This is a genomic window from Kitasatospora sp. NPDC059722 (assembly GCF_042733235.1).
Taxonomy (GTDB): domain Bacteria; phylum Actinomycetota; class Actinomycetes; order Streptomycetales; family Streptomycetaceae; genus Kitasatospora.
On record NZ_JBHWGD010000012.1, the window covers coordinates 162,077 to 174,858 of the forward strand.

Sequence of the window (12,782 nt, forward strand, 5' to 3'; positions counted from 1 at the left end):
CACGGGTGCGAGTCGCGCCGCGGCGGCGCGGGCTCGGGCCGCGGCGGGTCGGGCGGCCGGCGCGGCGCCCCCGGGGGGGGCGCCCCCCCCGCTGCGCGCCCGGGAGGGCCCGCTCTGAGGCCCGCCCGGCGGCGGCGGCCCGGGGGGCTCAGCCCGGGTAGAAGAAGGCGCTCGCCCGGTCCGACAGCGTGACTTCCCGCCACTGACTGTTGGTCAGCCGGTAGATCCGGCCCTCGGTGGCCTGCAGCGCCAGCACCGGCGGAGTCAGCCCGTTCGCCCGGGACTCCGAGGCCTCGGCGGTCGCCATGCCCTCGCCGCCCTGCGCCGGGGCGTCGGTGCTCGGCGAGCCGTCGGTGCTGATGTAGTGCAGCTGCGGGAGGCGGTCGGCCTCCTTGCCCAGCACCAGCAGCTGGTCGGACTCCGCCCAGGACAGCGACGCGACGTCGGTGATCGCCGGGGCCGCCGTGTGCAGCCCGACGATCCGCACGGTCGGCGCCTCCGGGGTGCCGCCGTGCACGATCGCGCCGAACATCAGAGACCGGCTGGACGAGCTCGGCCCCTTCACCACGAGGGCGATCCGGGCACCGTCCGAGGAGACCCGGAGCATCTGCACGCTCTGCCCGTTCAGCTTCTCGACCGGAACGGTGTACGTCCGGTTGCCGCGGACCATCACCACGCGCGGGTCCTCCGGGCTGCGGTCCACCACCCAGAGGTCGCCGCGGCCGTCCCAGCTGGGCGAGGCCAGCCCGTCGTCGCCGGTGTGCGCCGAGGTCAGCACCGGTTCGGGCAGCGCGACCGCGTTGTCGGACAGCGGCACCGAGTAGAGCTGGTGGTGGTCGCGGCCGAGCACCGCGGCCTGGGAGCCGTCCCGGCGGACGGCGACGGGGCCGAGCGGGGTCTTGCCGGCCGGCTGCGGCTTGCCGAGCACGCCGCGCACGGAGCTGGTGGTGGTGTCGTTGACCAGCATCAGGGCGCCGTTGTCATTGCGCTGGAGGTACTGCTGCGCGCCGTCCGACCCGGACAGCGCCCCGGGGCCGGTGGACGGCGAATCGTTGCGACCGGCCGTGCAACCGCCCCGCTGCCCCTTCAGCTCCACCCTCTCGACCTGCCCCTTCCCCTGCTCGGCGAGGGTGTAGAAGAGCTGGGTCGCCATCCGCCGGCAGGACACCGTGTCGGCGAGGTCGGCACCGCCGAGCTGCACGTGGGCGACACGGCTGTCGTCGACGCCGACCCGGTCGATGCTCGCTCCGCCGGGGAAGGCCGTCCGCACGGCCGGTCCGAGCCAGGCCGACGGCCCGCCGACCAGCGCCTTGGCGGCCGCCGTCAGCGGGTCCGTCCGCCGCCGCAGGTAGATCGGGTCGGCGACCAGCACGTCCGGGGCCGGCCCGAAGCCCGCCGCCGACGGGTCGGGCGCGGTGTAGAAGTACCGGTCCACCTGGCGGTAGCTGTTGCGGAAGTTGGTCTCGTTCATGATCAGACCGGGCGGCAGCTTGTCGATGCGCCACTCCCCGTCCTTCTGGCGCAGGAAGGTGAAGTCGGACGACTTCGTGCTCTGCCCCGTCACCAGCTCGTAGGTGTGCCTGGGGTCGACGTCCGCGACGACCTGCCCGGTGATGGACAGCGTGGTGCTGATGTCCGCCTCCGGGAGGTCCGCACCGGCCGGCGGAATGGTGGCCGAGAGCACCGTGATGCCCGCGTCCGGGTTCCAGGCCGCGGCGGCCTCCTCGGTGAGGTACTTGCGCGCCGTGTCGTAGCCCTCGTCGGCCGTCACCGCGTCGAGGAACCCGGCCAGCAGGTCCTGCGGCTTGGCACCCTTGGCGGGCCCCACCGGGAAGACCCGCACCTGCAGGTTCTTGTCGGCCGAGCCCTGGGAGAGCTCGACCTTGGTGATGCCGCCCGAGTCCGGCATGGCCGCGCACCCGCCGGCCAGCAGGGCGACGAACACCCCGCCGGCCACCGCCGCGAGCCGCGGATCAGGCCTGCCGCTGGTCCTTCGCACGCTGCGTCCCCTCCGTGTCCGTCCCGCCCGTCAGATCCGGCTCCGCCGTGCGCTGCGCCACCGACGGCCGTCCGGGCGTGGGGTCCACCATGACCTGGGCACCGGTGGCCAGGTAGCCGGCCCCCGCCGCGCGCACATCGGACGGGTCCGCGCGCGGCCCCTCCGGCAGCCGGGCCTTGCCGAGACCCGGGCCGATGTTCAGCACCCCTCCGAGACCGCTGCCCAGGCTGCTGCCGACGGCGTCCGGCGTCTCGGCCTGCTCCTCGGCCGCGGTGAGGGCCGTCGCCCCGGCCGGGGTGATCGCCCGCCGGTACGGCGTCCCGTACGTGCCGAGGCCCCGGTTGTTGCGCGAGTCCTCCGGCTCCAGCCGGAACGGCGCCCGGCTGATCTCCCCGCCGCGCGTGCGCGGCAGCGTGAGCCGGAAGTGCGAGCCGCCGCCGGGCTCGCCCCAGGCCTGCAGCCAGCCACCGTGCAGGTGCGCGTCCTCCACCGCGATCGACAGGCCGAGGCCGGTGCCGCCGGTGGTCCGCACCCGGGACGGGTCGGCCCGCCAGAAGCGGTGGAACACCCGGGACGCCTCGCCCGGCTTGAGCCCGATGCCGTAGTCGCGCACGCCGACGGCGACCGCGCCGTCCGCCGAGCCCAGCCGGACCACGACGTCGCGGCCCTCGCCGTGCTCCAGCGCGTTGACCACCAGGTTGCGCAGGATGCGCTCGATCCGGCGGGAGTCCACCTCGGCGACCACCGGCTCGCCGTCGCCGCGGATCACCACGGCGCTGCCCTTGGCCTGGGCCAGCGGGTCGGCGGCCTCCACCACGCGGGCGACGATGTCGCGCAGGTCCACCGGCTCGGCGTCCAGGATCGCGGCGCCGGCGTCGAAGCGGCTGATCTCCAGCAGGTCGGCGAGCAGCGACTCGAAGCGGTCCAGCTGGCCCTGCAGCAGCTCGGCCGAGCGCGCCGCCATCGGGTCCAGGTCCTCGCGGCTGTCGTAGATCAGGTCGGCGGCCATCCGGACCGTGGTCAGCGGGGTGCGCAGCTCGTGCGAGACGTCCGAGACGAAGCGCCGCTGCACCCTGGACAGCTCCTCCAGCTGCCGGATCTGCGCCTGGAGCGCGTTGGCCATCCGGTTGTACGACTCGCCGAGGCGGGCGATGTCGTCGGTGCCGGTGACCTTCATCCGCTCTTCCAGGTGCCCGTCGGCCAGCCGCTCGGAGATCCCGGCGGCCATCCGGACCGGGGTGACCACCTGGCGCACCACGACCCAGGCGATGCCGCCCATGAGGATCACGACGAACACGCCGGCGGTCGCCAGGGTGCCGGTGACCAGGTTGAGGGTGTCCGTCTCCTGCCCGAAGGAGAAGACGTAGAAGAGCTGGTAGCTCGTGTTGTTGGTCGGGCCGTCGAACTGCATGCCGAGCGCCAGCCCGGGCTCGGTGTGCCCGCCGCTCTCGGCGGAGCGGTGGATCCGGGTCGGCTGGTCGAACATCTGGCCGGGCTCGGCGTACACCTTGGCCCGCAGCGTGTCGGGCACGCTGATCGGCAGGATGTCGCCCGAGTAGCGCGGGCCGAAGCCCACCGCGTCCGGCAGCACGGTCTGGCCGGTGCCGGGCATCGTCGCGATCACCGAGTAGACCGTCTGCCCGCTCGCGGCCAGGTCGTTGACCTGCCGCAGCAGCCAGGACCCGACCTCGTCGGTGCTCGGATCAGCCGTCGCGCCGACCCGCATCCGCTGGTCCTTGGCCTCGTCGATCTTCTTCAGCTCGGCCTGGAAGCCGATCCGCGCCTGCTCGCGCGCGGACGCCAGCTTGGTGTCCAGCAGACCGGTGCGCACCTGCGCCACGACGACCACGCCCAGCACCAGCACGACCGCGATGGACGCCAGCAGCGACACCGCGACGACGCGCAGCTGGATCGAGCGGCGGTACAGCGCCGTCACCCGGTGCGCGGGCCGGCGCAGCTGACGGGTCACCAACGCGAGCATCGCGGCCGGGCCACGCCGGCGGAGGGTGGTCGAACTCAGCACGTCCCCGCGCACGGCGCCCGCCCCGTCGGTCGCGGAACCCGACTGGGACTCGTCAGCCCGGTGCGTCACGTCAGCTGGGTCCGGCCTTGTAGCCGACGCCGCGGACGGTCACCACGATCTCGGGGCGCTCCGGGTCCTTCTCGATCTTCGACCGCAGGCGCTGCACGTGGACGTTGACGAGCCGGGTGTCCGCCGCGTGGCGGTAGCCCCAGACCTGCTCCAGCAGCACCTCGCGGGTGAACACCTGCCACGGCTTGCGGGCCAGCGCCACCAGCAGGTCGAACTCCAGCGGGGTCAGCGGGATGCCCCGGCCGTCCCGCTTCACCGAGTGACCGGCCACGTCGATCACCAGGTCGCCTATGGTCAGCTGCTCGGGCGTGGGCTCCTCGGCGCGGCGCAGCCGGGCACGCACCCGGGCCACCAGCTCCTTGGGCTTGAACGGCTTCGTGACGTAGTCGTCGGCACCCGACTCCAGGCCCACCACGACGTCGACCGTGTCGGTCTTCGCGGTCAGCATGACGATCGGGATCCCGGACTCGGCACGGATCTGGCGGCAGACGTCGATGCCGTCCCGGCCGGGCAGCATCAGGTCGAGCAGCACGAGGTCGGGCTTGGTCTCCCGGAACGCGGCTAGTGCCTTGTCCCCGTCTGCGACGAAAAACGGCTCAAAACCCTCACCACGCAACACGATGCCGAGCATCTCGGCCAGTGCGGAGTCGTCATCAACGACGAGGACGCGTCCCTTCATGGCTCCATCCTCTCATTACCGGATTGTGACCTGCCGCACAGCAGTGCCAATGCTCCACAACGGCCAACTCGACCAGCCGGGAATTCCGGCCATACCGGGCGAATGCCCCCCGGTGGAGCGTCTCCGAACCGTCCCGGAGCCGTGCCCGGACCCCCGTCACGCCCCCGTATCCGTTCCGCGACCGGATACCCCTGGGGCCTGTCGGCGCCCCATGGCACGATGGGCCTGCGCGCGGGTGGAAGATCCACCCGGCACCGCGCCCCCAGGACGCCCTCCGAGGAGCAGTGATGACCGACACTCCGGGCTGGGCCTCGCCCGGCTCGTCCGAGCCACCCCGCGACGACGCCCGGCCCCCGGCCGACGCTCCCGCCGGCGTGCCCGGGCCGTCGGCACCGCCCCAGGGCGCCCCCGTCCCGCCGCCCGCCTGGGGCGGCCTGCAGGTCCCGCCCGCCCGCAACGGCTGGGGCGGCCCGCCGCCCGGCCCGCAGGGCCCGTACGGCCCCTACGGCTGGGGCGCCCCGCCGAGCCCCAAGCCCGGCGTCATCCCGCTGCGCCCGCTCGGCCTCGGCGAGCTCCTCGACGGCTCCGTCTCCACCATCCGCAAGCACTGGCGCACCGCGCTCGGCCTGTCGCTGGGCATCGCCGTGCTCCAGCAGGTCGGCGGCGTCGGCGCCCAGCTGCTGGTCGGCGGCAAGACCGGCGACTTCACCGCCGTCCTCGTCGTGCTCGCCAGCCTGCCGCTCAACCTGCTGCTCGGCGTCATCGCGACCGCCCTGCTCACCGTGGTGGTCAGCCGCGCGATCCTCGGCCAGAGCGTCACCATCCGGGAGGCCTGGCGCGGCGCCCGCGCCCAGTTGCTCCAGCTGCTCGGCCTCACGCTGCTGACGGGGCTGATCACCGGCGGCGTCATGGTGCTCGGCTTCGGCCCGCTGATCGGCTACGCGGCGGCCGGTGCGGCCTCGCCCGCGATCGTCGGGCTGCTGGTGATCGTCGGCCTGCTCAGCCTGCCCGTCGTGGTCTGGCTCTGGATCCAGCTCAGCCTCGCCGCGCCCGCCCTGATGCTGGAGAAGCAGGGCGTCATCACGGCGCTCTCGCGCTCCCGCCGGCTCGTGCGCGGCTCGTGGTGGCGGATCTGCGGCATCACCGTGCTCAGCCAGATCATCGCCTTCATCGTCTCGGGGATCATCGCGGTCCCGTTCACGGTCATCGGCCTGGTGCTCGGCCTCGGCGACCTCCAGCAGCAGATGGAGAGCGGCGGCGCCACGCAGCAGCCGGTCGCCCTCCTGATCGCCACGGCGATCGCCGGCGTCATCGCCTCCACCCTCACCGTGCCCTTCACCGCGGGCATCGGCGTTCTCCTCTACGTCGACCAGCGGATCCGCCGCGAGGCCCTCGACATCGAGCTCGCCCGCGCCGCCGGCCTGCCCGAGGACGGCGGCACCGGCTGGGGCGGCCAGGCCGGCGCCGACCCGACGAGGCTCTGAGCCGGATGCCGATCTGGGGGGAGAGGCTCCTCGCCGCGGGCGGCGCCCCGGTCACGGTCCCGCGTGACCCGGCCCGCGACGCCGCCCGCGACGAACTGCTCGACGCCGACTACCACCGGCACGACCCGAGCCTCGTGAAGCGGGTCCTGGACTGGCTGAACCAGCACCTCTCCGACGCGCTCGACGCCATCTCCGGGAACGGTACGAGCGGCACCACCGGCCTGGTCTTCTTCCTGATCGTCGCCGTCCTGGTCGCCGCCGCGCTGTGGTGGCGCCTCGGCGCACCCAAGCGGGCCGCCCGCACCGCCCTGGACGTGTACGGCACGACCGGTCCGCGCACCGCCGCCCAGCACCGGGCCGACGCCGAACGCCACGCCGCCGCGGGGCAGTGGGCCGACGCCGTCCGCGAGCAGATGCGGGCCCTCGTCCGTGCCCTGGAGGAGCGCACCGTCCTCGACGCCCGCCCCGGCCGCACCGCCGACGAGGCCGCCGCCGAGGCCGGCCGGGCCCTGCCCGAACACGCCGCCGCGCTGGCCGCCGCCGCCCGCTCCTTCGACGACATCGCCTTCGGCGAGCGCACCGCCGACCAGGCCGCCTACCAGTCGCTCCACGACCTCGACCGGGCGCTGGAACGCACCCGCCCGACCCTCGACCCGGCCCCGGGAGGCGCGGCATGACGACCACCGCCCCCGCGCCCGCCACCGAGCCGCCGGCACCGGCTCACGCCCCCAGCAGCCTGGCCCCCACCGGCCGCGGCCTGTGGCACCGCTACCGCTGGTACCTCGCGGCGCTCGCCTTCCTCCTCACCGGCACCGTCGTCATCGCGGGTCTGAGCCAGGACCGCCGCTACCCGCCGCTCGACCCGCGCTCCTACGACGGGGACGGCGCCCACGCCGTCGTGGCCCTGCTCGAACAGCGCGGCGTCACCGCCACGCTCACCGGCGATCCCACCGTCCGCCCCACCGGCGACGACACCCTCGTCATCCCCGAGCCCGACCTGCTCGACGCCGACCAGCTCCACGCCATCGCCGCCGCCCGGCACAAGCGGCTCGTCCTCATAGCCCCCGGCCCGGCCGCCCTCAGCGCCCTCGTCCCCGGCGTCCGCGCGGGCGACGAGCGCGGCGCCCCGGCCTGGGCCACCGTCCGCAGCACCGACCCGGGCTGCGACCTCCCCGAGGCCGAGCGGGCCGGAAGCGTCGGCATCGGCGGCTTCGTCTACACCAGCGGCAGCCGCGGCACCGGCTGCTACCCGCGCAACCACGGATTCCCCCTGGTCAGCGCCCCGACCCCCAGCGGCGACGCGATCGTCCTCGGCAGCGCCGACCTCCTGCAGAACCACCTGCTCGGCAAGGACGGCAACGCCTCCCTCGCCCTCGGCCTCCTCGGTTCCCAGCCGCACCTCACCTGGCACCTGCCCGACTACAGCTCGCCGACCGCCGACACCACCGACCGCCGCAGCTTCACCGACCTCATCCCGGCCGGCTGGCACTGGGCCACCCTGCAGCTCGCGATCGCCGCCGCCCTGGCCGCGCTCTGGCGCGCCCGCCGCCTCGGCCCGGTGATCAGCGAGAACCTGCCCGTCGTGGTCCGCGCCGCCGAGACCACCGAGGGCCGCGCCCGCCTCTACCACCGGGCCAAGGCGCGCGGTCGCGCCGCCGACGCCCTGCGCCGGGCCGCCGCCCACCGCCTCGCCCCCGCCCTGGGCGTCCCGCTCAGCGCCGGCGCACCCGACCCCGAGGCACTCTGCGCGGCCGTCGCCGTCCGCCTCACCACGCGCCCCGCCGGGGACGTGCGGGCCCTCCTCTACGGCCCCGACCCGACCGACGACGCCGCGCTGCTGCGGCTCGCCGACGACCTCGACGCCCTCGAAAGGCAGGTACGGAAGCCGTGACCGAACAGGCCACCGCCCAGCTCCACCCCACCTCCGGCACGGCACCCGCCACCCCCGGCGCCACCATCGACCCGCGCCAGGCCCTGACCGCCCTGCGCACGGAGATCGGCAAGGCCGTGGTCGGCCAGGACGCCGCCGTCACCGGCCTCGTCGTGGCCCTGCTCTGCGGCGGCCACGTCCTGCTGGAGGGCGTCCCCGGAGTCGCCAAGACCCTGCTGGTCCGCACCCTCTCCACCGCACTCAGCCTGGAGACCAAGCGCATCCAGTTCACCCCCGACCTGATGCCCGGCGACGTCACCGGCTCGCTGGTCTACGACGCCCGCACCGCCGAGTTCTCCTTCCAGCCCGGCCCGGTCTTCACCAACCTCCTGCTCGCCGACGAGATCAACCGCACCCCGCCCAAGACCCAGGCCGCCCTGCTGGAGGCCATGGAGGAGCGCCAGGTCACCGTCGACGGCGAACCGCGCGCGCTGCCCGTCCCGTTCCTCGTCGCCGCGACGCAGAACCCGGTCGAGTACGAGGGCACCTACCCGCTGCCCGAGGCCCAGCTCGACCGCTTCCTGCTCAAGCTGATCCTGCCGCTGCCCGACCGCGACCAGGAGTTCCAGGTCCTCTCGCGGCACGCCGCCGGCTTCGACCCGCGCGACCTCGCCGCCGCCGGCGTCCGCCCGGTCGCCGGGCCCGAGCACCTCGCCGCCGCGCGCGAGCAGATCGCCGAGCTGACCGTCTCCCCCGAGGTCCTCGCCTACATCGTCGACCTCTGCCGGGCCACCCGGCAGTCCCCGTCCCTGTCCATGGGCGTCTCCCCCCGCGGCGCCACGGCCCTGCTGGCCGCCTCCCGGGCGTGGGCCTGGCTGGCCGGACGCGACTACGTCACCCCGGACGACGTCAAGGCACTCGCCCTGCCCACCCTGCGGCACCGCGTCGCGCTGCGCGCCGAGGCCGAGATGGAGGGCGTCACCGCCGACTCCGTCATCCAGGCCGTCCTCGCCCAGACGCCGGCCCCCCGCTAGAGCCACCCCGCCCGCACCGGGTACCCGAAGGAGCGCACCGCATGGCCCTCACCGGGCGAACCGCCCTGCTCGCCGCGATCGGCGCGCTCGTCGTGGGCCTGCTGCTGCCGTCCTGGACCGGGATCGGCGTCGTCACCGGCGCCGTCCTGCTCGCCGTCGTCGCCGACCTGGTGCTCGCCGCCCCCGTCCGCAGCCTCCGGCTCGGCCGCGGCGGCGCCACCACGGTCCGCCTCGGCGAGCCGGCACCGGTCGAACTGACCGTCACCAACCCCTCCGGCCGCCCCCTCCGGGCCCGGATCCGCGACGCCTGGGCGCCGTCCGCCTGGCGCCCCGGCACGGCCGGCGCCGCCTCCCGGCACACCCTGACCGTCCCCGGCGGTGAACGGCGCCGCGCCACCACCGTCCTCGTGCCGACCCGCCGCGGCGACCACCACGCCCACCGGGTGACGATCCGTTCCCTCGGCCCGCTCGGCCTGGCCGGCCGTCAGAGCTCGCACCTCGCCCCCTGGACGGTCCGCGCGCTGCCGCCCTTCGCCGGCCGCAAGCACCTGCCCTCCCGGCTCGCCCGCCTGCGCGAACTCGACGGCCGCACCTCGGTGCTGACCCGCGGCCAGGGCACCGAGTTCGACTCCCTGCGCGAGTACCTGCCCGGCGACGACGTCCGCTCCATCGACTGGCGCGCCAGCGCCCGCCGCCACACCGTCGCCGTCCGCACCTGGCGCCCCGAACGCGACCGCCACATCCTGATCGTCCTCGACACCGGCCGCACCTCCGCCGGCCGCGTCGGCGACGCCCCGCGCCTGGACGCCTCGCTCGACGCCGCCCTCCTGCTCACGGCACTCGCCACCCGCGCCGGCGACCGCGTCGACCTGCTCGCCCACGACCTCCGCCCGCGCGTCGCCGTCGCCGGACGCTCCCCCAGCGAGGTCCTGCCCGCGTTCACCAACGCCATGGCCTACCTGGAACCCGCGCTCTACGAGACCGACATGCGCTCGCTGGTCGCCACCGCACTGCGGATGGCACCGCACCGCTCCCTGATCGTCCTGCTGACCGGCCTCGACGCGGGCCCGGTCGAAGAGGGTCTCCTCCCGCTGCTTCCGCAGCTCGTGAAGCGCCACGAGGTGGTGCTCGCCTCGGTCGCCGACCCCCGTCTCGACGAACTCGCCGCCGGCCGCGGCACCGTCGAGGCCGTCTACGGCGCCGCCGCCGCGGAGCAGACCCGCGCCGACCGCCGCCGCACCGCCGACCGCCTCACCCGACACGGCGTCACCGTCCTCGACGCCCAGCCGAGCAGGATCTCCCCGGCCCTCGCCGACACCTACCTCGCCCTCAAGGCCGCCGGACGCCTCTGAGCCCGGACCCGGACCCGGTCGCGGTCCGGTCGCGGCTCCGGCTCCGGCTCCGGACCCGGCGGAAACCCGGGTGGCACGGACGCCCCGGACGCATAGAGTCGGGCGATGCCCGAGCTGAAGCGGCTGCACGCCGAACACTCCCCCGCCGTCCTGGCCTTCGAGCTGGCGAACCGCGCCTACTTCGCGGCGTCGATCTCCGACCGCGGCGACGACTTCTTCGATCAATTCACCGCCCGCTACAGCGCCTTGCTGGCGGAACAGGAATCCGGCCTCTGCGCGTTCCACGTGCTCCTCGCCGAGGACGGGTCGGTCCTCGGCAGGTTCAACCTGGTCGACATCGAGCACGAGGAGCACTCGGCAGAGCTCGGCTACCGGGTCGCCCGGCACGCCGCCGGCCGCGGCCTGGCGACGGCCACGGTGCTGACGCTGTGCCGACTGGCGGCGTCACAGTACGGGCTGCGGACACTGCGGGCGGCCACCTCACACGAGAACACCGCGTCGCAGAAGGTCCTGACGAAAGCCGGATTCGTCCCGGTCGGACCGGCCGGCCCGGCGGACCTGGGCGGAAAGACAGGCACCTGGTACCAACGCGACGTCATCCAGCAGCCATAAAAAACGTCCCGGAAAAGTCCCCGGACATGCGAAAAGCCCCTGATCCGAATGGATCAGGGGCTTTTCTTGAATGATTGTTCGGCGGCGTCCTACTCTCCCACAGGGTCCCCCCTGCAGTACCATCGGCGCTGTGAGGCTTAGCTTCCGGGTTCGGAATGTAACCGGGCGTTTCCCTCACGCTATGACCACCGAAACACTATGAAACTGTCGACCCGCCGGCAAGGCGGTCGTTGTTTCAGAACAACACAGTGGACGCGAGCAACTGAGGACAAGCCCTCGGCCTATTAGTACCGGTCAACTCCACCCCTTACAGGGCTTCCATATCCGGCCTATCAACCCAGTCGTCTACTGGGAGCCTTACCCTCTCAAGGAGGTGGGAGTGCTCATCTCGAAGCAGGCTTCCCGCTTAGATGCTTTCAGCGGTTATCCCTCCCGAACGTAGCCAACCAGCCATGCCCTTGGCAGAACAACTGGCACACCAGAGGTTCGTCCGTCCCGGTCCTCTCGTACTAGGGACAGCCCTTCTCAACACTCCTACGCGCACAGCGGATAGGGACCGAACTGTCTCACGACGTTCTAAACCCAGCTCGCGTACCGCTTTAATGGGCGAACAGCCCAACCCTTGGGACCTACTCCAGCCCCAGGATGCGACGAGCCGACATCGAGGTGCCAAACCATCCCGTCGATATGGACTCTTGGGGAAGATCAGCCTGTTATCCCCGGGGTACCTTTTATCCGTTGAGCGACGGCGCTTCCACAAGCCACCGCCGGATCACTAGTCCCTACTTTCGTACCTGCTCGACCCGTCAGTCTCACAGTCAAGCTCCCTTGTGCACTTACACTCAACACCTGATTGCCAACCAGGCTGAGGGAACCTTTGGGCGCCTCCGTTACCCTTTAGGAGGCAACCGCCCCAGTTAAACTACCCACCAGACACTGTCCCTGATCCGGATCACGGACCCAGGTTAGACATCCAGCACGACCAGAGTGGTATTTCAACGGCGACTCCACAACAACTGGCGTTGCTGCTTCACAGTCTCCCACCTATCCTACACAAGCCGAACCGAACACCAATATCAAGCTATAGTAAAGGTCCCGGGGTCTTTCCGTCCTGCTGCGCGAAACGAGCATCTTTACTCGTAATGCAATTTCACCGGGCCTATGGTTGAGACAGTCGAGAAGTCGTTACGCCATTCGTGCAGGTCGGAACTTACCCGACAAGGAATTTCGCTACCTTAGGATGGTTATAGTTACCACCGCCGTTTACTGGCGCTTAAGTTCTCAGCTTCGCCTGGACGAATCCAAGCTAACCGGTCCCCTTAACGTTCCAGCACCGGGCAGGCGTCAGTCCGTATACATCGCCTTACGGCTTCGCACGGACCTGTGTTTTTAGTAAACAGTCGCTTCTCGCTGGTCTCTGCGGCCACCCCCAGCTCAAGGTGCAAGACCCATCACCAGGAATGGCCCCCCTTCTCCCGAAGTTACGGGGGCATTTTGCCGAGTTCCTTAACCATAGTTCACCCGAACGCCTCGGTATTCTCTACCTGACCACCTGAGTCGGTTTGGGGTACGGGCCGCCATGAAACTCGCTAGAGGCTTTTCTCGACAGCATAGGATCATCCACTTCACCACAATCGGCTCGGCATCAGGTCTCAGCCTT

Annotated in this window: 9 protein-coding genes and 2 rRNA genes; 6 read left to right on the top strand and 5 right to left on the bottom strand. The window is 72.4% G+C overall.

The features are described 5' to 3' along the window. Positions 1–148: 148 nt before the first annotated feature. The 3 genes from ACFV4F_RS10865 to mtrA are packed head-to-tail and all read right to left on the bottom strand — an operon-like array spanning position 149 to position 4,770. Positions 149–1,999 (bottom strand): LpqB family beta-propeller domain-containing protein, encoded by a 1,851-nt coding sequence (locus ACFV4F_RS10865; protein ID WP_380501599.1) that lies wholly within the window; start codon positions 1,997–1,999, stop codon positions 149–151. After that, positions 1,974–4,091, bottom strand: a complete 2,118-nt coding sequence (gene mtrB / locus ACFV4F_RS10870; RefSeq protein ID WP_380501601.1) for an MtrAB system histidine kinase MtrB — start codon at positions 4,089–4,091, stop codon at positions 1,974–1,976. Before mtrB ends, ACFV4F_RS10865 begins: the two co-directional genes overlap by 26 nt. Position 4,092: 1 nt before the next feature. Next, positions 4,093–4,770 carry an MtrAB system response regulator MtrA gene (gene mtrA, locus ACFV4F_RS10875; RefSeq protein WP_030061806.1) on the bottom strand — a complete coding sequence of 226 codons (678 nt, stop codon included), beginning with the start codon at positions 4,768–4,770 and terminating at the stop codon, positions 4,093–4,095. Between the two features lie 287 nt (positions 4,771–5,057). On the opposite strand from mtrA, the gene ACFV4F_RS10880 reads away from it, so the two are divergent. The 6 genes from ACFV4F_RS10880 (at position 5,058) to ACFV4F_RS10905 (ending at position 11,122) form a co-directional block, all read left to right on the top strand. Further along, complete coding sequence (locus tag ACFV4F_RS10880; protein ID WP_380501603.1) at positions 5,058–6,254, top strand: hypothetical protein; 1,197 nt, start codon at positions 5,058–5,060, stop codon at positions 6,252–6,254. 5 nt (positions 6,255–6,259) lie between these two features. Continuing rightward, the gene (locus tag ACFV4F_RS10885) at positions 6,260–6,931 is read left to right on the top strand and encodes a DUF4129 domain-containing protein (protein ID WP_380435442.1); all 672 of its coding nucleotides are present in this window, start codon (positions 6,260–6,262) and stop codon (positions 6,929–6,931) included. Further along, the gene (locus ACFV4F_RS10890; RefSeq protein WP_380501605.1) at positions 6,928–8,145 is read left to right on the top strand and encodes a DUF4350 domain-containing protein; all 1,218 of its coding nucleotides are present in this window, start codon (positions 6,928–6,930) and stop codon (positions 8,143–8,145) included. The genes ACFV4F_RS10885 and ACFV4F_RS10890 overlap by 4 nt, the downstream gene beginning before the upstream one ends. A 65-nt stretch (positions 8,146–8,210) precedes the next feature. After that, positions 8,211–9,158 carry an AAA family ATPase gene (locus ACFV4F_RS10895; RefSeq protein ID WP_380435454.1) on the top strand — a complete coding sequence of 316 codons (948 nt, stop codon included), beginning with the start codon at positions 8,211–8,213 and terminating at the stop codon, positions 9,156–9,158. 41 nt (positions 9,159–9,199) lie between these two features. Next, complete coding sequence (locus ACFV4F_RS10900) at positions 9,200–10,510, top strand: DUF58 domain-containing protein (RefSeq protein ID WP_380501607.1); 1,311 nt, start codon at positions 9,200–9,202, stop codon at positions 10,508–10,510. A gap of 105 nt (positions 10,511–10,615) precedes the next feature. Continuing rightward, positions 10,616–11,122 carry a GNAT family N-acetyltransferase gene (locus tag ACFV4F_RS10905; protein ID WP_380435445.1) on the top strand — a complete coding sequence of 169 codons (507 nt, stop codon included), beginning with the start codon at positions 10,616–10,618 and terminating at the stop codon, positions 11,120–11,122. A 76-nt stretch (positions 11,123–11,198) separates the two neighbouring features. Here the strand turns inward: ACFV4F_RS10905 and rrf are convergent. Next, a 5S ribosomal RNA gene (rrf, locus tag ACFV4F_RS10910) occupies positions 11,199–11,315 on the bottom strand. 71 nt (positions 11,316–11,386) lie between these two features. Further along, positions 11,387–12,782 (bottom strand): 23S ribosomal RNA (locus ACFV4F_RS10915); the annotation flags it as partial.